At 33.5% G+C, this 21,468-nt stretch carries 20 protein-coding genes; 10 read left to right on the forward strand and 10 right to left on the reverse strand.

All coding sequences use genetic code 11. The annotated features are described in order from the left end of the window. Nucleotides 1–212: 212 nt before the first annotated feature. A complete protein-coding gene (locus tag DXU93_RS10170) occupies nt 213–2,156 on the reverse strand; it encodes a hypothetical protein (RefSeq protein ID WP_116881183.1) in 1,944 nt (647 codons plus the stop codon). Nucleotides 2,157–2,322: 166 nt separating this feature from the next. On the opposite strand from DXU93_RS10170, the gene DXU93_RS10175 reads away from it, so the two are divergent. After that, nucleotides 2,323–2,811, forward strand: coding sequence for a YkgJ family cysteine cluster protein (locus DXU93_RS10175; RefSeq protein WP_116881184.1), 489 nt, complete (start codon nt 2,323–2,325; stop codon nt 2,809–2,811). 10 nt (nt 2,812–2,821) lie between these two features. Here DXU93_RS10175 and DXU93_RS10180 read toward each other — a convergent pair whose 3' ends face one another. After that, nucleotides 2,822–3,739 (reverse strand): AraC family transcriptional regulator, encoded by a 918-nt coding sequence (locus DXU93_RS10180; protein ID WP_116881185.1) that lies wholly within the window; start codon nt 3,737–3,739, stop codon nt 2,822–2,824. A gap of 175 nt (nt 3,740–3,914) precedes the next feature. Between DXU93_RS10180 and DXU93_RS10185 the strand changes: the two genes are divergently transcribed. The 5 genes from DXU93_RS10185 to DXU93_RS10210 all read left to right on the forward strand — a co-directional run bounded on the left by DXU93_RS10185 (nt 3,915) and on the right by DXU93_RS10210 (nt 9,818). After that, the gene (locus tag DXU93_RS10185) at nt 3,915–5,414 is read left to right on the forward strand and encodes an aldehyde dehydrogenase family protein (RefSeq protein ID WP_116881186.1); all 1,500 of its coding nucleotides are present in this window, start codon (nt 3,915–3,917) and stop codon (nt 5,412–5,414) included. A gap of 103 nt (nt 5,415–5,517) precedes the next feature. After that, nucleotides 5,518–5,874 (forward strand): DUF779 domain-containing protein, encoded by a 357-nt coding sequence (locus tag DXU93_RS10190; RefSeq protein ID WP_116881187.1) that lies wholly within the window; start codon nt 5,518–5,520, stop codon nt 5,872–5,874. Nucleotides 5,875–6,072: 198 nt separating this feature from the next. Next, nucleotides 6,073–7,764: a PKD domain-containing protein gene (locus tag DXU93_RS10195; RefSeq protein WP_116881188.1), complete on the forward strand. Its 1,692-nt coding sequence runs from the start codon at nt 6,073–6,075 to the stop codon at nt 7,762–7,764. Between the two features lie 406 nt (nt 7,765–8,170). Further along, a complete protein-coding gene (locus DXU93_RS10205; RefSeq protein WP_116881190.1) occupies nt 8,171–8,839 on the forward strand; it encodes a YiiX family permuted papain-like enzyme in 669 nt (222 codons plus the stop codon). A 94-nt stretch (nt 8,840–8,933) separates the two neighbouring features. After that, entirely contained in the window at nt 8,934–9,818 is an 885-nt protein-coding gene (locus DXU93_RS10210; protein WP_165851385.1) for a T9SS type A sorting domain-containing protein, read from the forward strand. An 84-nt stretch (nt 9,819–9,902) separates the two neighbouring features. Here DXU93_RS10210 and clpB read toward each other — a convergent pair whose 3' ends face one another. From clpB to DXU93_RS10225, 3 genes are all read right to left on the reverse strand, one after another. After that, entirely contained in the window at nt 9,903–12,521 is a 2,619-nt protein-coding gene (gene clpB, locus DXU93_RS10215; RefSeq protein WP_116881192.1) for an ATP-dependent chaperone ClpB, read from the reverse strand. Between the two features lie 129 nt (nt 12,522–12,650). Next, nucleotides 12,651–13,214 (reverse strand): thioredoxin family protein, encoded by a 564-nt coding sequence (locus tag DXU93_RS10220; RefSeq protein ID WP_116881193.1) that lies wholly within the window; start codon nt 13,212–13,214, stop codon nt 12,651–12,653. Nucleotides 13,215–13,317: 103 nt separating this feature from the next. Next, complete coding sequence (locus tag DXU93_RS10225) at nt 13,318–13,764, reverse strand: Lrp/AsnC family transcriptional regulator (RefSeq protein WP_116881194.1); 447 nt, start codon at nt 13,762–13,764, stop codon at nt 13,318–13,320. 151 nt (nt 13,765–13,915) lie between these two features. Here DXU93_RS10225 and DXU93_RS10230 point away from each other — a divergent pair, with 151 nt between their 5' ends. The 3 genes from DXU93_RS10230 (at nt 13,916) to DXU93_RS10240 (ending at nt 16,403) form a co-directional block, all read left to right on the forward strand. Further along, on the forward strand, nt 13,916–15,166 hold the full coding sequence (locus DXU93_RS10230) for a cystathionine gamma-synthase family protein (protein WP_116881195.1): 1,251 nt from the start codon (nt 13,916–13,918) through the stop codon (nt 15,164–15,166). A 139-nt stretch (nt 15,167–15,305) separates the two neighbouring features. Continuing rightward, nucleotides 15,306–15,809 (forward strand): PepSY-like domain-containing protein, encoded by a 504-nt coding sequence (locus DXU93_RS10235; protein ID WP_116881196.1) that lies wholly within the window; start codon nt 15,306–15,308, stop codon nt 15,807–15,809. A 15-nt stretch (nt 15,810–15,824) separates the two neighbouring features. Further along, nucleotides 15,825–16,403 (forward strand): DUF1287 domain-containing protein, encoded by a 579-nt coding sequence (locus tag DXU93_RS10240; protein ID WP_116881197.1) that lies wholly within the window; start codon nt 15,825–15,827, stop codon nt 16,401–16,403. Here the strand turns inward: DXU93_RS10240 and DXU93_RS10245 are convergent. Genes DXU93_RS10245 through corA form a run of 5 tightly spaced genes read right to left on the reverse strand, consistent with a single transcriptional unit; the run spans nt 16,400 to nt 20,488 of the window. Beyond that, entirely contained in the window at nt 16,400–17,098 is a 699-nt protein-coding gene (locus DXU93_RS10245) for a pseudouridine synthase (protein WP_116881198.1), read from the reverse strand. The two genes, DXU93_RS10240 and DXU93_RS10245, sit on opposite strands and share 4 nt — an antisense overlap. Continuing rightward, nucleotides 17,095–18,078 (reverse strand): succinylglutamate desuccinylase/aspartoacylase family protein, encoded by a 984-nt coding sequence (locus tag DXU93_RS10250; RefSeq protein ID WP_116881199.1) that lies wholly within the window; start codon nt 18,076–18,078, stop codon nt 17,095–17,097. The genes DXU93_RS10245 and DXU93_RS10250 overlap by 4 nt, the downstream gene beginning before the upstream one ends. Nucleotides 18,079–18,081: 3 nt before the next feature. Beyond that, nucleotides 18,082–18,957, reverse strand: a complete 876-nt coding sequence (gene rimK, locus DXU93_RS10255; protein ID WP_116881200.1) for a 30S ribosomal protein S6--L-glutamate ligase — start codon at nt 18,955–18,957, stop codon at nt 18,082–18,084. Beyond that, nucleotides 18,954–19,412, reverse strand: a complete 459-nt coding sequence (locus DXU93_RS10260; RefSeq protein WP_165851386.1) for an ATP-dependent zinc protease family protein — start codon at nt 19,410–19,412, stop codon at nt 18,954–18,956. Before DXU93_RS10260 ends, rimK begins: the two co-directional genes overlap by 4 nt. Further along, nucleotides 19,412–20,488 carry a magnesium/cobalt transporter CorA gene (gene corA, locus DXU93_RS10265; protein WP_116881202.1) on the reverse strand — a complete coding sequence of 359 codons (1,077 nt, stop codon included), beginning with the start codon at nt 20,486–20,488 and terminating at the stop codon, nt 19,412–19,414. The genes DXU93_RS10260 and corA overlap by 1 nt, the downstream gene beginning before the upstream one ends. Before the next feature lie 383 nt (nt 20,489–20,871). On the opposite strand from corA, the gene DXU93_RS10270 reads away from it, so the two are divergent. Continuing rightward, nucleotides 20,872–21,444: a SiaB family protein kinase gene (locus tag DXU93_RS10270; RefSeq protein WP_116881203.1), complete on the forward strand. Its 573-nt coding sequence runs from the start codon at nt 20,872–20,874 to the stop codon at nt 21,442–21,444. The last annotated feature ends 24 nt before the right edge of the window (nt 21,445–21,468 follow it).

Below are 21,468 nucleotides of genomic sequence, written 5' to 3' on the forward strand. Positions count from 1 at the left end.
AACTCCCATCTTTACGCAACACCCAAATAATTCCTCGAATTATGAGTAAAATTAAAAAACAATAAAATATCATCACTTTAATTTCCTTTAGCGGCCCCTTCAGCCCGCAACGGAATAATTAAAGAATACCCATAAGCTTCGGTTTTTAATCGTAAAATCTTAACCCGATTTGGAAATCTCAAAAAAGTCAATAAAATTTATATTTCTATAATTTATTTAGGATAAAAATGAATTACATATCTGAAAGTAGGAGTAGGGAGTTCCATTTCAATTTTGTTTTTGAATCTCAACTGACCTAGTTTCATGGCTTCGTATTCTTCTTTTGAAGGTAGAATGAAGTTTGTCCACTCATCTTTTTCAGTGATATTCTGAATTTTATTCTTCCAACGGTAAAAAGCTATAGCTTGTTCGTAAGATAGGCTTGAAACATCAATTTCACCACCTTTTTTGTAGTTTTTAGGTAGGATATTCGTTTGCTGTTGAACAATAAATCGATTTAAGTTTTCGTGTCCTCTTAAGCCATCAGTTACTCCTAAAGGATTGGTATAACTCAATAATAAGTCTTTCCCCAACTTAAAAGTTTTCTCTTTTCCTTCAAATCGTGTTATTGTGGTGTCGCTATAATTAAATGGCCATTTAGAAATAGAAGGTGTCCAATCATAGGCTTTTCCTGTAATAGCTTTTAAAGGGTGATCTATGTAATACCAGTCGTAAATCAATTGATTGTTATTTAAAATACGTTTGTTAATGAGGTCCGACTTTGATTTGTAATCACAATTTTTACAATATTTTTTGATGTAACGATTAATGTTTTTGTTGTAGTTCAAATTGAAAAGTGAAATATTTGTTAATCGATCTGCTGGATCAAATTCTATCCATTCCAAAATTCCTTCTCCAAAATACTCTTGTTTATTTTGAATTAACTTTGCTGCCGCTTCATCATTCTCCATTTCTTCATAAACAATTCGAATGGCGGTAGAGTCAATCACATAGTCGATAAACGACTGATATTCTTTAGGTGTTATTCTCCATTGATCTCTAAAATTCACTTCAGTTTCAATTTTTGTATCAATTTGATCTACTGCAGAAAGGTCTTGATTGCTAGGTAGCGTTACTTTTGCAGTATAGTTGACGTTAAACTTTGATAAGTAATTGTTGATTTGTTGTTCTTTCCAATGACAAAAAGCTTGGGCTTGAGTTCCTAATATCCCAACAATTGGCTGTTCTTTGAAATGTGTTGGATATACTTTTGATAGGATGCTTTTTTCATCAAAAGGATGGTTTGCATTGATTGCCCAATCAATATAATATGGAGCTACATTTTGTAAATCTCGAATGTAAAAAACCTTTTCTTTTCCCACTGCATTTGAATAGATAATAGCCGCTTTCTTTGATTCAAAAACTATTCTTCTCCTTTTTTCAGAAATATTAGATTTGTTGATCACTTTGTAATCTCCCGTTACTTTGAGTGCCTTGTATTGATCATTGTCCTTTAGAAAATAGGGAAATTCATAATAATGATGATCAAATCTATAGTTGAGTTTTCTTTGGTCTAAGATACTTTTACGATAAAATCTTTCATTTCTACGTAGGTAGAAAGTGTTTAATAAAGGAACGAGCATAGGATCTTCCCAAGAAAAATTCTTATTCCAATTTAAATTGAAAAGGTCCTTGTTTTGAAGTCTATCGGCGCCATTGTATTTCACCATTTTCTCCTTTTCAGCATGATAGAACTCTTTTTCATAATTAAGGTATTTATTACTTTCTGAGTCCTCTTCTAAATTGAAAAATATGCTGTGTCTTGCCATCGAATCACGCACCCAAGTCATGAATTCTTGATATTCATTTACCGATACAGGTGATTTCTTCACATATTTAAAAGCCTCCTTTTGCTTGAAATGTAAAAGTGGACTTCTATACATGATGTATTCTCCATTTTTAACCAGACCGGTTGTGTCACCGAGAATTACCGCTGACAGATCGGGAGTTCCGGTTTTGTAATTCGCTTTATGATAATAATCTTCTGCAGATCTTTTGATGAAATCATCTTTGTAGAAAAATTCAATTTTCTTTAAGTCGCTAATGATTTGAGCATTAACTGTTGTAGAAATTAAAATAAATAGAGTGAGTTGTAAAAAGGCTTTTAGAAAATACATCGACAGTAGAAATTAATTTTAAAAATTTATTTGCTCAAAATACATTCCGAAATTAGAAATAATTAAAAATGTATGCTTACTCTTTTTGAAAAATCATAAATTTTATTCCCTTGTATTTTAATGCATGAAAAATCATGTGCCTAGAATTTAACGTATCTTTGCACCAATGAAGTATCAAGAAGATTTAGAAATAGCAAAAGCGAATAAGGCTGAGAATAAGCAATTGGTGAAAAAATTGAAACGTTTTCAAGAACGTAAGTTAGACGAGATTTTCCATAATGAACACGATAAAGTTTTTGAAAATATCGATTGTTTAGAATGTGCTAATTGTTGTAGTACCACAAGTCCTATTTTTAGAGATATTGATATTAAAAGACTTTCGAAGCGATTACGCGTAAAACCAGTTCAGTTTATTGATGAGTATTTGCGTGTGGATGAAGACGATGATTATGTCTTAAAAAGTTCTCCATGTCCATTTTTAATGGATGACAATAAATGTTTTGTTTATGAGGATAGACCTCGAGCTTGCCGCGATTATCCACATACAGACCGCAAGAAAATGTATCAGATTTTGCCTTTAACTCAGAAAAACACTTTGGTATGTCCGGCCGTGAGTAGAGTGATGGAGAATATTAGAGAGGGAATGAATAGTTAGGTTTATTGGATTAAGTCATAATTGACTTCTTAAACTGCTGTGGTGTCATCATTTCCATTTTCTTAAACTGTCTATTGAAATAACTAGTGTTGTTAAACCCCGATTTAAAGGCTATTTCAGAGATTCTTAAATTTTTATATTCTTTGATAAGTTTTTTTGCAAATTTAATTTTTTCAGCATTGATATAATCTATAGGTGAAATACCTAATGTGTTTTTAAATAACTTGTGGAAATGCGAAGTACTCATATAAGCTTGTTTGGCCAATAATTCAACACTAATATCCTTATTTGTAAGGTTCTTTTTAATGTATTGAATAACTGTTCCTATGCGTGTATCACTAAATAATTGGTGAGGATCATTTATTATTAAAGTTTTTGCCTTCGTTTGTAATAACCTAACGATTAATTCTTGTATCATTAAGTCAAGTAAAACATCTTTAGATTTATTATTATTCGTGAAGGTGTAGGTGAGTCTCTGAATTAAATGATTGACATCTTTATTATTTAATAGGTGAGATGTAGTTTCATCTAAATTCCATTTGTTGTTTTCATTATCTATAGCCACATGCTGATTAAACTTCTCAACCACCTCATTGATTTTAAAAGCATCAATTCCAAGTGCGAGACATTGTGTTGGACTATCTTTTGTAGCAATTGGAAAATCAATAACCATTTCCTTGTTTGAGGGCATTACAACAGATTCACCTGGTGTAAAATCAAATGGTTCAAATCCGTCTAGGTGCATAATCTTTTTGCCAGTAAGCATGCTGGCTATAATTGGAAAGTTAAAAGTTAAAGAGACTTTTTCGGCAAAAGCATGTGTTTCATAGATGTTTAACTCTGCATATTCTGCATTATAAGTTGTTCTGTTTTCTACTAAAGTTGTTAGTTTTCTGTGTTTTCTATGCTGTCTCAATAATGGTTTCATATTCAATAATACTGATAATAGTAATACATAAGTAGTTGAATAGTAGATTTGTTCAAGAAAATGATAAGTATGTTCAATTTAGTCTGAATCTTAAAAAATAACTTTATCACAACTAAAGATAGTCTATTTTTTGAAAAAGTAAATTATCAAGCTATTAATTTTAAAACCTTACAAAATGAGTTATTCAAAACCAACGTTTAAAGAAAAGTATGGAAATTTCATAAATGGAAAATTTATTGAACCAATAGGAGGACAGTATTTTGAGAATACTTCACCAATAGACAATACGTTAATTGCTAAATACCCACGATCCCAAAAAGAGGATGTGGAACTTGCTTTAGATGCAGCAAATAATGCCAAAGAGGCATGGGGAAATACTTCCGCAACAGAAAGAGCAAATATGCTCAACAAAGTAGCAGATATTATTGAAGAGAATTTGGAGGAGTTTGCAGTTGTTGAAACCTGTGATAATGGGAAGCCAATTCGTGAAACATTAAATGCAGATATTCCTTTAGCAGCAGATCATTGGCGCTACTTTGCAGCGTGTATTCGGTCAGAAGAAGGTAGTGCTACAGAATTAGATCAACATACCTTATCAATGAATATTAAAGAACCTTTAGGAGTTGTTGGACAAATTATTCCTTGGAACTTTCCATTATTAATGTTGTCTTGGAAGTTACCACCAGCATTGGTGACAGGGAACTGTGTGGTGTTAAAACCTGCAGAACAAACGCCTTCATCTGCAACTTTGTTGATGGAAAAAATTGCTGATGTTTTCCCTCCAGGGGTAATTAATATTATTCATGGCTTTGGTCCTGAAGCTGGTAAGCCAATTGCTTCTAGTCCACGAGTAGATAAAGTTGCGTTTACAGGGGAAACCACAACAGGACAATTAATTATGCAATATGCTTCCAAAAACTTGAATCCTGTAACTATGGAGTTAGGAGGGAAGTCCCCAAATATATTCTTTAATTCAGTAATGGATGAAGATGATGCGTTTTTAGATAAAGCGATTGAAGGTGCAGTATTGTTTGCGTTCAATCAAGGTGAGGTGTGTACATGTCCTTCGAGAATACTAGTTCAAGAAGATATTTACGATGCATTTATGGAACGTGTAATTGAGCGTACTAATGCAATTATTCAAGAGAGTCCGTATGATGTAAACACACAAGTCGGTGCTCAAGCCTCTAATGATCAATATGAAAAGATTCAGTCGTATTTCAAGATAGGAGAAGATGAAGGAGCTAAAGTATTGACAGGAGGTTCAGCAAACAAACTTGAAGGAGACCTTGCGAATGGATTCTATATTAAACCAACTATTTTGGAAGGACACAATAAAATGAGGGTTTTCCAAGAAGAGATTTTTGGTCCTGTAGCCTGTGTAACGAAGTTTAAAGATGAGGCAGAGGCTATCGAAATTGCAAATGATACCTTATATGGATTAGGAGCTGGAGTATGGACAAGAGATGCGCATCAATTATATCAAATACCAAGAGCAATAAAAGCAGGTAGAGTGTGGGTGAATAACTATCATGCTTATCCTGCTCATGCACCATTTGGAGGATATAAAAAGTCTGGTTTCGGTAGAGAAAATCATGTAATGATGTTGAATTATTACCGTCAGACGAAGAACATGTTGATTTCTTATGACAAAAATAAATTAGGTTTCTTTTAGGGAGTAAATCAGCTGATTTGGTGAAATATAAACCGGAATTATAAAATTTAAAAGCTTGAATTATTTAATAGTTCAAGCTTTTTTTTAAAAACTATTTGAAATTATGGAAAGAGTTGCAATTACAGATAAAGCTGCCAAAGTTTTGGAACAGTTAAAAGAAAAGCATGGTGAATTAATCTTTCACCAAAGTGGAGGGTGTTGTGATGGTTCTGCTCCTATGCTTTTTGAAAAAGACGACATGTACCTTGATGACAGTGATGTTTTATTAGGAACATTAAATGGGGTGAACTTTTATATGAATCAAGATCAATTTGAATATTGGAAACATACACATTTAACTGTTGATGTTACAGAAGGTAGAGGTGCCAGTTTTTCATTAGAAATTCCGTTAGGACTTCGTTTTTTGATACATTCTAGGTTGTTAACAACTGAAGAAAATGAATTTTTGAAAAGTAAATAAAAACTGATTAATGATGCTGCTGAAATAAAAAATACTTCTTATAGATGTTAGTAATAGTGAGTGTTTTTGAATGTGGATCGATATAATTATTTAGCTTTTATTGGTTTAAATTGTGTTTAGAGGTGTAATTTATCGCCAATTTGTGTTGATTTGTCATTGATTTTTTTAACTTTGATTTAACATTTAAACACTTATACTATGAAAATTATCTATCTTATGATTACGGCGTTAATATTGTCGTCGGTTGCTTTCGGGCAATTACAAGCAGTTAACAAACATGTAGAAAACCCTAAACTTAGAACAAAAAGTGAGGCTTTAACAAGAACAGTCAGTTGTGGAGTTGATACTTTGCAATATACCATGTCTAAAGCTACATCCTCACAATTGATCAGTGTCAATAATGTAACCTCTGGTTATGCCATGGGACAATATTTTGATGCACCTCAATCAATGGATATTCATGGTATTGATTTTTATGGATATAAAGCTGATGATGTTAATGGAGTAACAATGTCAGTAACGGTAAATCTCTACAATGCATCGTCAAGTGATTCATTGCCTTCTGGAGGACCTATTGCGAGTACAACAGTTACTGTTGATACAAGTTTCGGAGGAGGTTCTTTAGATACCTTAAGAAAAACAGCCGTTTTTTCAACACCTGTAACAGTGACGAGTTCTTATTTGGTGGTAGTTGAAAACAATACTGCGACCGATATGGTAGTAGTAACGAATGACTATAATGTAGGTGATGGAAATCAAGAATGGCTAGGCGTTGTAAATATTGGTGGACTTTGGTATCGTTCATATAATATCAATGTAGGCGGTATTGCTTATGATGCAGATTTTTTATTTGAGCCTCATGTCTCGACAGATATTACAGCAGGCTTTATAAGTAACGCAGGTTGTTTACCCAATGCGAGATCAGTTAATTTCTTCAATACATCTTCTCCTGTTGTAGAAAATAAGATGTTTAGTATGAATGCGGCTTCAGGAAATGCTCATTTAAACTTCACTTATGATTATGGTGATGGTACACCAACAGAGAATGCTGTAGATGCAAACCATCCTTATGCAGCTGCTGGTCCTTATGATGTAACACTTACAGATACTTTATTTGGTTGGACAAGAGATTGTTTTACTGATACAATGGTAACAATAGGTGGCTTGAATCCAGATTTTTCTGCCGTAGATAATAACAGTCAAATCGATTTTACAGATATGTCGACAACCTTAAGTAGTGTTACTGACTGGGTTTGGAATTTTGGAGATGGAAATACTTCAACCCAACAAAATCCGTCTCACACTTATGTTGCTGCAGGTAATTATAATGTATGTTTAACGGTTACCGCAGAATGTGGTGATGCAACGATTTGCGATAGTGTAACTGTTACTTGTATTGATCCGGTATCTGGCTTTGAAGCGGTAGATAATGGTGCAGATGTTGCTTTTACAGATACTTCTACTTCCTACAGCGGTGTGAATTCATGGTTGTGGGACTTTGGTGATGGAAATACTTCAACACAACAAAATCCAACGCATACTTATATTGATGGTGGTGAATATACAGTTTGTTTAACTGTTACTGATTCTTGTAGCACAGATTCTACCTGTCAAACAGTAGAGGCTGTAGGAACCGCTGGACTTACGGAAAGTGAAATGGCGCATATCAAAGTTTATCCAAATCCAATGAAAGATGCATTAAATTTTACTTTTGAAAGTATTCCATCTCAAGTGAAATTTATTTCAATTACTGGTCAAGAAGTTGGAGTAATTTCCCCTTCTGGAAAGACAGCGAAACTTAATGTTTCAGAATGGGCGCAAGGAGTATATTTTGCACAATTCGAGTTTGAAGATGGATCAACCGTAACCAAGAAATTGATTAAAAAATAAACTGAATTTATATTATTAGTTGAAAAGGCTACCTATTGAAGGTGGCCTTTTTTTTATCTTTGGAAATGTATACTTTATAAACAGTTGTTGAAATGGGGTTTGGAGCAGGGCATATGCAAGATATGAATAATCGATTAAAGCAAAATCGGGCGCAACGGAGTTCAAAACGTTCCAAGTTTAAAGGAAACAACCGTGAAGTTTCAGTGAATAAAAAGAAAACGCCTTTACATTTTCATTTTGAATCAGGTTTAGAAGCGAAGAAGATTAAAAAAAGACTAAAGAGGAGGAATAGACTTCATACTTTAACTCAATTTCTAGTCTATGTTTTGATCATTGGCTTTATTGTAATTGTATCCCTTAGCTCGATTTAGCGGTTTTTGAATTAAAATCTTTAAATACTGGATAAATGAATTATAAATTTCTAAAACTTGTTTTTATACTTGCTTTAATTCAATATGGTTGTGAATCAACAAATGCTACCTCTGAAGTAAAAAGTAATTCCTTAGCACTTGATCAATATCAACAAAAGTCAAGTTTTCAAGAAGGTGATCTTATTTTTCAAAGTTCGAAAAGTAGACAAAGTAAAGCCATTCAATTGGCAACTGATTCAAAATATAGTCACATGGGAATGATTTACGAAGAGGAAGGGAATCTGTTTGTATTTGAAGCCGTTCAGCCAGTGAAAATAACTCCCCTTTCAAAGTGGATAAAGCGAGGTGAAAATGGTGATTTTGTATTAAAAAGACTCAAAAATGCTAATGAAATTCTGACAGATTCGGTTTTAGATAAAATGAAGAGATTTGGAGAACAATTCATCGGAAAGCCTTATGATATTCATTTTGAATGGACAGATGATAAAATTTACTGTTCCGAATTGGTTTGGAAAATTTATCGTGAAGTAACAGGAATTGAAATTGGCGAATTGGAAAAGCTTTCTGATTTTGATTTGTCAAGCGATGAGGTGAAAACAATCATGAACAAAAGATATGGAAATGAGGTGCCACTCAATGAAAAAGTGATTTCTCCTGTTGCAATGTTTGAATCGGATAAATTAGTTACAGTTACTACTGATTAAATCGTTTGTTTAGAATAGATTTCTATATCAACAGGGAAAAATGTTGGTATTATTATTACTTATATTTACTCTACGCTTTATAAAAAAAAAGATTATGAAAACACTACTTGCAACACTCTTTATCTTTAATTTTTCGATTTTGTTATTTGCACAATCTTGGGCTGATCAAGGTGCAAATTGGAAATATAATTATTCAAACGGATTCGGTTTAGAAGGGTATACTCAGATTAAATATGTTGGAGATACTGTGATTGGCGGACAAAATGCACAGATTCTTGATAAACATTTATATGGTTATGATCAAGTCTCTTCAGAAGATGTTGAGTATGATTTAGGTTCGGAATATACTTACGAAAACAACGGTGTAGTTTATTTACGTCACAATAATTCGTGGGATACCCTTTATCATTTTAATGCTGGGGTTGGTGATAGTTGGAGAGCAGCAAAGCAACCTCAAACAAGTGTTTGTGATTCAAATAGTAGATTACTTGTAATTGCAACAGGAACTAAAACTGTTAATGCAATATCATTAAATTATGTAGTTGTCGAACTTGAAAATTATAATGGAGTAGCTGATACAATTTTAGAAAAAGTTGGCTTTATCAATAGCTACATGTTTCCTTATGATGATTGTGATGGAGCTCTAGATGTTAATGAAGGTGGAGCATTCCGCTGTTATAGTGACCAGAATTTCCCGACTTATAAACCTCGTTACGGAGAAGAGTGTGATTACATTTTAAATGTTAATGATGAGTCAATTATAAAGTTATCTCTTGTTCCGAATCCAGCAAGTTCACAACTAGAAATTCAAGGAGTTAATCGTATTGATGAGGTAAGAGTTGGTGATCTTCAAGGAAAAAACTGTGCTTTTAATCGTCAAGGAAATACATTGTTGATAGAGCAGTTGCCAAAAGGTGTTTATGTAATTTCTATCAGAAGTCAAGGTAAATTGTTTCGCCAGAAATTCATCAAAGAATAAAAAAAACTGCCTGTGTTTAGTAATCAATTGAATGATGGTTCTAAAAACAGGCAGTTTATATAACTACTCTTAAGTCTATTTATGTTAAACGATAGCTTCCTCTTCTTCAGTTATTGGTTTTCTGAACACAATTTTTCCATCGAAAAGGTCTACAATTACATTTTTAGAAGTGTCAATTCTCTGTGCTAACAGGTCTTTTGATAATTCATTTAAAATGCTTTTTTGAATTACTCGTTTCACAGGTCTTGCACCAAAGTGAGGGTCATAACCAGTTTCTGCAATCCAATCAATGGCGTCCTCTTTAATGACCAAGTTGATGTCGTTAGCAACTAAGCGTTTTTTCAAACTGTTCAACTGAATCTCCACAATTCCACGTACGTTTTCTTTCGTTAATGGTGTGAATAAGATTTGCTCATCAATTCTGTTTAAAAACTCTGGGCGTATGTGCTGCTTCAAATGTTCAGCCATTTCCATTTTGGTTTTTTCTTTCACTCTTGGAATTTCAACGTCAGTAATGCCATCAAAATTCGTTTGTATAATATCAGCACCCATGTTAGTCGTCATGATAATTAAAGTGTTTTTGAAGTTTACCAATCGACCTTTGTTATCTGTCAATCGACCATCATCTAACACTTGAAGCAAGATGTTGAATACATCTGGATGTGCTTTTTCAATCTCGTCAAGTAAAACAATTGAGTAAGGTCTTCTTCGCACAGCTTCAGTTAATTGACCGCCTTCATCGTAACCAACATAACCAGGAGGTGCTCCAACCAAACGACTCACACTGTGTTTTTCTTGGTATTCACTCATGTCAATTCTCGTCATGGCGTGTTCGTCATTGAACAAGTAATCTGCCAATGTTTTGGCCAATTCTGTTTTACCAACACCAGTTGTACCCATAAATAAAAATGATCCAATTGGTCTGTCCGGATTTTGAAGTCCAGCTTTATTTCTTCGAACTGCATCTGAAACGGCTTCTATGGCTTCTTCTTGACCAACAACTCTTAATCTAAGCTCGTCTTCTAATCTTAGTAATTTCGCACGTTCACTTTCCAACATTTTGTTGACAGGAATTCCGGTCCATTTAGAAACAACATCAGCTATTTCTTCTGCATCGACTTCTTCCTTTATCATTTTAGAATTGGCTTGCAATTCAGCAAGCTTAGCTTTTCCATTGGAAACCTCAGCTTCTAACTCTTTTATTCTTCCATAGCGCAATTCAGCAACTTTTCCATAATCTCCAGCTCTTTCAGCTTGATCTGCTTCAAGTTTTACTTGTTCAATATCTTTCTTCGCATTTTGAACGGCATCAATTACATCTTTTTCTGCTTTCCACTTTGCGAGGAATTCATCTTTTTGCTCCGAAAGATTGGCTAATTCAGCTTTTAAACTCGATAACTTTTGTTTGTCATTTTCTCGTTTAATTGCTTCTCTTTCAATCTCGAGTTGCATTATTTTTCTTTCGATCTCATCTAATTCTTCTGGTTTAGAGTTGATCTCCATTCTCAATTTAGAAGCTGCTTCATCAATCAAGTCAATCGCTTTATCTGGCAATTGTCTGTCGGTAATGTATCGTTGTGATAACTCTACCGCTTGAATGATGGCGTCGTCTTTAATCAATACTTTGTGGTGATTCTCGTATTTTTCTTTAATTCCACGTAAGATTGAAATCGCATCCTCAGAAGTTGGCTCATCAATTAAAACCGTTTGGAATCGACGTACAAGTGCTTTGTCTTTCTCGAAATGTTTCTGATACTCGTCAAGTGTTGTTGCACCCACAGCTCTCAATTCACCTCTTGCTAATGCTGGTTTTAAAATGTTTGCAGCATCCATAGCTCCTTCACCACCTCCGGCACCAACTAGGGTGTGGATTTCATCAATGAATAAGATGATTTCACCGTCCGATTTAATTACTTCGTTTACAACAGCTTTTAATCGTTCTTCGAATTCACCTTTGTATTTCGCTCCAGCAACTAAGGCGCCCATGTCTAGGGAGTAAACAATCTTTGATTTTAGGTTTTCTGGAACGTCCTCCGAAACGATTCTTTGGGCTATTCCTTCAGCAATTGCGGTTTTACCAACACCCGCCTCACCAATCATAATTGGATTGTTTTTGGTTCTTCGCGTTAATATTTGTAATACACGTCTAATTTCTTCATCACGTCCGATGATTGGATCCAACTTACCCGTTTTTGCCATCTCATTGAGATTGTTCGCAAATTTATCGAGTGATTTATAGGTGCCGTCTTTTCCTTGAGAATCAACAGACTCGCCATCTCTTAATTTCATAATTGCATTTTTTAATGTTGATTTCTTGAACTTGTTGTCTTTCATCAGTCTCGCTACCTGATCATTTCCATCAAGAAGTGAATAAAGTAGTATTTCTAATGAAAGGAATTCATCCTTAAAATTACGCATTTCGTTCATCCCATAGTTGAGAACACGTTGTAAGGTGTTACTTAAATAGGGTTGTCCTCCTTCCACTTTAGGATAAGATTTTATAATGCTATCTAATGCACTTGTGAATAAAGGTAAATCGCTATTTATTTCTTTAAATATGAATGGGAGAACATTGTCATCAACTTGAATCATGCCGCGTAGCACATGTCCTGTCTCTATCGCTTGTTGACCTGCTTCTTGAGCAATTTTTTGCCCTTCATGAACGGCCATCTGCGTTTTTGTTGTCCATTTATTTGTATCCATAATTTTTGTTTCTTTTTTGGAAATGCTAATATCAAATCTTGCTCCAATTCAATTTAAAGTAAATATCACGACAAAATGACAGTTGTACTTTGTCTTTAGTGTCAAAATGTCTTGTGTTAAGCGGTTTTATCACTTTAGCATTGACAAAAATTCACTTTGAATACTTTCTCCTTTGTCTTTGTTGTACCAGTTTTGTAGTTCGATCTTCTGTTTTTCGAAATCAGCGTTTTCGTCTTTTAGCTTTTGAAATAAAGATTGACATTCAGCAGGACGAGGTCCCCAAACGTGAAGGTCGTTTTCTGCTTCATCACGAATTACAAGTTTTGGAATTGATTTCCCGCCATTGGTTAAATAATTTTCAATCATATATGGAGCAGTATCTCTCCAAACCATTTTCAAGGTGATATTAGGATTTATTTTCGACATTAAATATATGAAAGGAACATTGTGTGCAGCATCTCCACACCAAGGCTCTGTGATTAAATACCAAGTTTGTGGATCTTTAATCTCTGCAATAACTTTAGTTAGTTCTGCATTGATAGTTCCTGTTTTCAACCATCTCTTCTGTCTACTCTTATTTAATTTGAAATAATTATAATAGTCAGGATTATCGTAAGGTGCTTCAGGATTTGCTTGATTTTCGATGTCTTCAAACTTTCTTAAGTATTCTTCCCAAGTAACTGTATTTTTCATTTTCTATGTTTTTTTAATTTCTATGTATTCACAAACTATTGAGTTTCATATTTGTTCAAATATAATTGAATGATAGATTTAATAGGAATGTTATAATCCGTCATTATTGTTTTTTGACCTCATCAAGTACAAATGTGCTTTTAATTTGACTTACATTGTCAAGTGCTGCTAATTTTCCCGATGAAAATTGATGGTAGGCTTCAAGGTCTTTTACCATAACTTTTAAAAGGAAATCATTGACTCCTCCCATTAAATAGCATTCCAATACTTCTGGTAATTTACGGACTTCTTCTTTAAAAATTTCGATTTCCTTTAATTTTTGTACCTCCAATGAAACCGAACAAAAAACAAACATACCATTGATTAATTTCCTTTGATCTACAACGGCAATATATTTCTCTATGATTCCTGCTTTTTCTAGTTTTTTAATCCGCTCATAAACCGGGGTTTTCGTCATTCCAATTGAATGCGCTAATTCTTTTATGCTCTGTTTTGCATCTTTCTGTAAACGAGAAATGATCTTTCTGTCTATTGCATCTATAGTTTCCATGGGAAAATATTCTTTTTATAGGATGATTTAAACCGTGAAAAGTTTATTTGAACTTCATTTTATAAATTTAAAGATAAAATTCCTGAAATACGCATAAATTTAGAAGTGATGTTGTAAAATATTAACTTTGTAAGGAATAAATAAATGTGATATGAAAAAGAATTATAAGCCAGAAAGTTTGATGATGAGTCACGGTTATAAGCCTGAATTGTCTGAAGGATCGATAAAATGTCCAATTTTTCAAACCTCAACTTTTGTGTTTAAAACAGCAGAAGAAGGGAAAGCATATTTTGAATTAGCTTACGGTTTACGTGAGAAAAATCAAGATGAAGAATTAGGGTTGATTTACAGTCGTATCAATAATCCAAATCTTGAAATATTAGAAAATAGATTGACTTTGTGGGATAAGGCTGATGATAGTGCAGTTTTCGAAAGTGGAATGTCTGCTATCAGTACAGTTCTTTTAGAGTTTTTAAAACCAGGTGATCTTTTATTATATAGTTCGCCAACTTATGGAGGAACTGATCATTTTATTCATGATTTTTTGCCGAAAATTGGAGTAGATGCTGTGGCTTTTCACCCTGAAGATTCTCAGGAAGACATCGAAAAAATCTTAGCAGAAACTGGAAAAGCGGATAAATTAGGATTGATTTATATAGAAACTCCTGCTAATCCAACCAATTCAATTATCGATATTGAAATGTGTAATCGTTTGGCAAAGAAATATTCAAGCGAAGACCATAGAACTTATGTTTGTGTTGATAATACATATATGGGACCGGTTTGGTCAAAACCGTTAGAGATTGGTGCTGATTTAGTAGTTTACTCAGCAACTAAATTTATCGGTGGACACAGTGATTTAATCGCTGGAGCAGTAATGGGGAATGCTGAATTGATGATTCGTGTAAAAACATTAAGAACTTTCCTTGGAAATATGGTGAGTCCTCACACTGCTTGGTTGATGTTACGTAGTTTGGAGACACTAAAAATCCGTATGGAAAAACAATCTCAAAACGCACAGAAAGTTGCGAACTTCCTAAATGGTCATGAGAAAGTAGAAAAAGTACATTATCTAGGTTTAATTGATGAAGAATCACCTTACTATGAATTGTACAAGCGCCAGTATAATGCTCCAGGAGCAATGATTTCTTTCTTGATAAAAGGTGGAGAAAAAGAAGCGTTCCAGTTCTTAAATAGCTTGAATTTAATTCAGTTGGCAGTGAGTTTAGGGAGTACTGAAAGTTTAGCACAACATCCTCAAACAATGACACATTGTGCGATTGAACCAAAAGCAAGAGAAAGAATGGGAGTAACAGCAAACCTTGTTCGTGTTTCTATTGGAGTTGAAGATGCTGAAGACATTATTCATGATGTTTCTCAAGCACTTGATACTGTTAAATAATTTAACATAAGCGCCAGATTACACAGGGTTTAGTGTTTTCTGGCGTTAATATTTCCTAACTTAACTTTTCTTTAAAGTTTAAATTTCTTCTTCGTTACTAATAGTTGCAATTTTAATCTGAATCTAAAATTGTAATCAAATGAAAAGTTCAAAACTTAAAAGAATTTGGTTGCTTGCCTTAGTAGGATTTTTTACTTTAAATTCAGGAATTCAAGCGCAAACATCCATTAACTCTACAACTACTCAAAGAAATAGTCAATTTGCCTTTTTGATGTTCGATCGGAAAAATATTATTCTCCCAAAAAGAATTTTAGAATATATTGACACTCACTTTAATGATTTTTCCATTAAAGCAGTGGATAGAAAGTTTGTTCCAAATGGAGTAAATTATCAAGTGCAATTGGAAGATGGTGTTGAATTAGACTTTAACGAGGAGGAAAGATTAATCGAAATTAAATCCGAAAAAGATATTCCAGATAATGTCATTCCACCATACATTGAACTTTATGTAAAGAAAGAATATCCAAATGAAAAGATTTCAGAATGGACTGATAAGGAAGAAGGACATTTAATTAAATTAACTTCTGAAGAATGTTTATTATTGAATGAAAAAGGTACTTTCGTTAAAGTAAAATCTATTTAATATTCTTTCTTTAAAATGTTTAAATTATTTCTCAATTTAGGATTTTGTATATTGTTAACCACAGCAATTTTCGCTCAAAATGGAAGGGATTTGTCTCACGCTGCTTTGGATTTGACAAAAGAACAAGTCATTTACGATCCGAGTTATTTTTCTATAGATTATCCGAATGGAGATGTACCAAAGGGCAAAGGTGTTTGTACTGATGTGATTATTCGTGCTTACAGAAAATTAGATATAGATTTACAAAAAGAAGTTCATGAGGATATGCGTCAGAACTTTTCATCTTATCCGAATCATTGGGGATTGACCTCAACGGATAGAAATATTGATCATCGGCGCGTTCCTAATTTAAGAACCTATTTTAAAAGAAAAGGAGATGCGTTAACCGTTACGAATGATCCACGCGATTACCTGCCTGGTGATGTTGTGAGTTGGAAATTACAGAACGGCATGACGCACATAGGAATTGTTGTTGATGTGAAATCAGAAGATGGTAAACGTCCACTCATTGTGCATAATATTGGCGCAGGTCAAGTGGTTGAAGATTGTTTATTTAGATACGAAATTACAGGTCATTATCGGTCTTTTAATTAAAGAGGTAACTTCAGTCCTAAGTGGTTTGAAATTTCTTTAAAATGTTCAGGAACTTTTGCATTTATGATTAGTTCTTCCTTAGTGTAAGGATGTTTTAATTTTAAAGAAACTGCGTGAAGTAGCATTTTTTCTAGTCCAAATTTATTTAAGAATAAAGCGTTTTGCTTATTGCACCCATGAGGTCTATCTCCAATGATTGGGTGACGCAAATGGTTTAAATGTTTACGAATTTGATGCATTCTTCCTGATTGTGGAAAAGCTTCTATCAATGAGTAGCGAGAAGTATCAAACTTTCCAAAAGGTAAATCAATCTCGACTTTTTGAATTAACTTAAAAGATGTGCGGGCTTCCTGCTTTTTACCAGCATCATTAGTTAAAGGATGGTCAACTGAAATTTGGGCAGGAAAATATCCTCTTGTGACCGCTAAATAATGTTTTTGAGTTGAATCCTGCTGTAAGGTACTTTGAAACTCATGTACGAATTCTTGTTTCTTGGCAAATAATAGAACACCTGAAGTTTTTCTATCCAAACGATGAATTGGAGTAACTTGATAACCCACTTGATCCCTTAAAATCTGCATTGCAAATTCATGGACGTCTCTTGCTATTTTAGTACGATGAACGAGTAATCCAGCAGGTTTATTGATGGCCAAAATATAGTCATCTTCGTAAATGATTTCTAATTGATCAATCATTGTTCGTGCTCTGAGATGTTAGGATTTTCGTGTCTTCCTATGTTGAATAAAGCATCACCTTTGTTGACAAGTGGAATTTCATTTACATTAAATATAAAGCCATTTATTGGAGACTTAACAGACCTTTCGAATTTTCCGTAAGGATCAGATATTGTACCTAAAATCGTACCTTTTTCAACGTATTCACCATTTTGTACATTTAGGTTTAGCATCCCAGAATTACTGGCTCTAATCCATTTAGATTTTCGTATAGTGTAGCGTTCATATTCTGGTTCTTCTATGTCGAAATAACGCATGCCTAAATGTTTCATTACCCTTTTAGTTCCATTTACAGCTGTTTCAACTTGTATTTTGTCGATACGATTGGCTTTTCCTCCTTCATATAAGATGTATTGTTTACCAAGTTTTGTAACAGAGTTTCTTATTGATTTGGCCAAGACCGTTGAATCAATGGTAAAAGGAGCAGCAAAAACATCACATAGTTCTCTTGAGGCTTCATCTCTGAAGTCACATCTCGTTTGTGGAAAATTGTTTCTTTGCGAAGCACCAGTATGAAAGTCAATAATAACATCAGTAAGTGGTGCAATTTCCTTCATGAAAATATAGGCAAACTGACTGGCTAACGAACCGTTTTTAGTTCCTGGGAAAACACGATTTAAATCTCTACCATCAGGGAATTCTCTCGATAAGTTTAAAAATCCAAAAATGTTAAAAACAGGAATACATATTACAGTACCATAATTGGGTTTATGCCATCCTTTTTTAATGATTTGACGTACCGTTTCAATACCATTGATTTCATCTCCATGTAATCCAGCTAATAATAATAGAGTAGGGCCTGTTTTATTGGCGTGACTTACAATTACAGGAATTTGAATTGGAGTGTTGGTATGTAGCTTTGCAACCTCAAGCGTTAATCTTGTGGTTTTTCCTGGCGCAATTGAATTCCCAAGAAGTTCGAAAGGCTTACGTTTCTTCATTTTTTATTTTGGATTTCTTTCAATGTATTTAATGATTTCGTCAGCAATATTTAAGTGAGTAGCAGATTCAATTCCTTCTAAACCAGGTGAAGAGTTTACTTCTAATACTAATGGTCCACGGCTAGACTGAAGCATGTCTACTCCGGCAATCCCTAAATTCAATGCACTTGCTGATCGAATAGCAGCTTTTTCTTCTGCTTCTGAGAGTTCAATTACTTGTGAGGAGCCTCCTCTGTGAAGATTTGATCTAAATTCACCTTTTTTTCCTTGACGCTTCATAGCACCAACAACTTTCCCATCTACTACAAATGCTCTGATGTCTGCACCATCAGATTCTTTAATGAATTCTTGAACAATAACACGCGCTTTTAATCCATTGAATGCTTCCAAAACTGAAGTTGCAGCCTTTTTTGTATCTGCCAATACCACTCCTAATCCTTGAGTTCCTTCAAGTAACTTTATAACAATTGGTACTCCTCCTACAGAATCAATCACGCTTTCTACATTTTTTGAGTAGTTTGTAAACACCGTTTTAGGTAAACCAATTCCAGATTTTGTCAATAATTGTAATGAGCGTAATTTATCTCGAGAATCCGCTAAACCCCTTGACTTTACGGTTGTGAAAACGCCCATCATTTCAAATTGACGTACTACAGCTGTTCCGTAAAATGTAACCGAAGCTCCAATTCTTGGGATAATGGCGTCAAAGCCCTCTAGAAAATGATCCATGTAATAAACCCTTGGTTTTTCTTCCTCAATTACAATATTGCATTTAAGATGATCTATGACTTCAACTTGATGGCCATGTTTTAAACATGACTCTACTAATCTTCTAGTGGAGTATAAATTTGCATTTCTACTTAAGATTCCAATTTTCATTTCGTGATTTTATTTTTTATTTTGTAAGATTCATTTTTTAATGCTGTATCAATGATAAAGTGATTTGAAAGTAGTTTACGACCCAAAAGTACAGGAAAACGCATTAAGTCACGTTTAGATAATGTAAATTCTGTGTCGTATTTTTCACCGAACAACACAATGTCACCTTGGATGATATATCGCTGTTGCATTTCCCCACTCGATGAGCGAACTCTCTTTGTCTTGTATGATTCAAAGTAATGTGTTTTTCCAGTATATCCCTTTTCATTTTTATCCAAAAAAACAACTTTTAATCCTTTTTCGCTTTCTTCTATTACCGAACAATGAATTGTAGAAGTATAAGCGCCTGAATCTATTTTAACGCTAACTTCTTCTAATTCGAAAGCTGGCATTTCAGCAATGTCAACTTTTCCAATGGTGTGTTTGTTATTTTGATTGAATGCCTTACTGTTCATTAAAGCCATTTTTTTCGTTTAAAATAGATTATCATGAGTAAAGTTAATACTCCCATGGATATCATAGTGATTAAATATCCATATTTATATTCTAATTCATGCATATTTGTAAAATTCATTCCGTAAATCCCAGCAATAAAGGTGAGGGGAATAAATATTGTTGATACAATTGTGAGTACTTTCATCACGTTGTTCATCCTGTTTGATACGCTTGACATGTATAAATCCAAGAGTCCATTAACAGCATCTTTAAATACGGTTACGGTTTCTATAACTTGTAAAGTATGATCGTATAAATCTCGAATAAAAATTTTAGTTTCGATATTCATGTAATCAATTTCGAGCTTTTCAAATCGATTAACAGTTTCTCTCATTGGGAAAATAGACCTGCGGATATATGCAGCCTCCCGGCGCATTTCGTGTAAAGTTGGGAGTAAACTTTCAGATGGATTAATGAGAACTTCCTCTTCTAGCTCTTCTATATAATTTCCAAAGTGTTCTATCGCTAAGAAATAATGATCCACAATAGAATCGAGTAGGGCATACGCCAAATAATCACTTTTCCTTGATCTGATTTGACCTTTACCTTCCTTTAATCTTTCTCGAACATTATTGAAAACATCTCCCTCTTTTTCTTGAAAAGTAATCAGGACATTTTGAGTAAAAATAATTGTAACTTGTTCTTCCTCTATATCTTTATTATGTTCTTTAAACATCTTAGAAACAATATGGATGTAATGGTCGTAATCATCAAGCTTTGTACGTTGTCCGACACTCAAAATGTCCTCTCCTGAAAGATTATGGAAATTAAAATGTTCAACAATACTTCGTATAACCTGAGTATCATGTAAACCAATAATATTTAGCCATGATGTCTTTTCTGATTTTTCAATTTTTTTTAATGCGGTTGCAATATTTTTAAATTGAATTTCTTCAATGTTTTCTTTGTCATAGTTAATGAGTTGAATCTTAGTGTTGTCAACCTTACGCTCTCCAGTAAACAAGAACTGCCCCGGAGCCATTCCAGTTTTCTTTAAATGGCTACTCTTGTTTTTGGTCTTGTTTTTTAATTTCATCTATTTTTAAAGTAAGTAAAATTATAAGATTTATTTGAAATTTAATACAATTTAACGAATAGTCCTTAAGCTTAACCATTTTTGCTGTTTGTTTCAACGCTTTTTATGTTATCAACGTCTAAGGAATAGAAGTATGTGAACTTTATCACAGCATGAATGATATCATCGTTTGGAAATGAAGAAATATTTTTTATATTGATTTAAAACTTATTGATATTCAATGATATATGTTTGGTGTTTTTTGAAAGTTGAATTTATTCCCTTCGTTTAGTAAGAAATGTTAAATTGTATACTTATATTAGTTGAAACACTACGCCTTTGTAAAGAATTTATTTTCTTTGTATTAAGTGCATTTAGTTTTTTAAAAGGATAAATAATAATTAATGGCTAAACCTAATGAGATAAAATTAGATGCTAAATCCATCTATCAGACATTAAACGATGATTTCACAAGTCATCGTAAGGATGTGTTAATAATGTCTCATTTTGGTGAGTTTTCACAAGATTTAGTAAATAGTTTATCCGAAGGATTGGAAAATATCTTGAATCTCAACAATGTTAAACGTAATTTAATTAAACGCCTTTTTTCAATAATGATTGAAGGTCTCCAAAATATTCGTTTACACGGAGTGAGAAACAATAATAATAGGCAATGTGGGCATGTTATGATTTTGGAAGAACATCAAAATTATGCCTTTTCTTTTGGAAATATTGTTGATGAAAAAGGTAAAAAAACCTTAACCCAATATATGGAAAAACTAAACGCTATGAATCTTTCAGAAAAGAAGGCCTACTATTTAGATGTTTTAGGTAATGGGATAAGAACTGATAAAGGAGGTGCAGGACTTGGTTTTACCACCATCGCTTTGAAAGCAAAATCAGAAATCCTATATCAGTTTATCAACTTTGAAGGTGATAAATACTATTTTGAAATGAGAGCCGATTTACTCCCTTAAAACTCCATATTTATTTATTCAACA

It is taken from the genome of Brumimicrobium aurantiacum (assembly GCF_003402975.1).
Lineage (GTDB): Bacteria > Bacteroidota > Bacteroidia > Flavobacteriales_D > Crocinitomicaceae > Brumimicrobium > Brumimicrobium aurantiacum.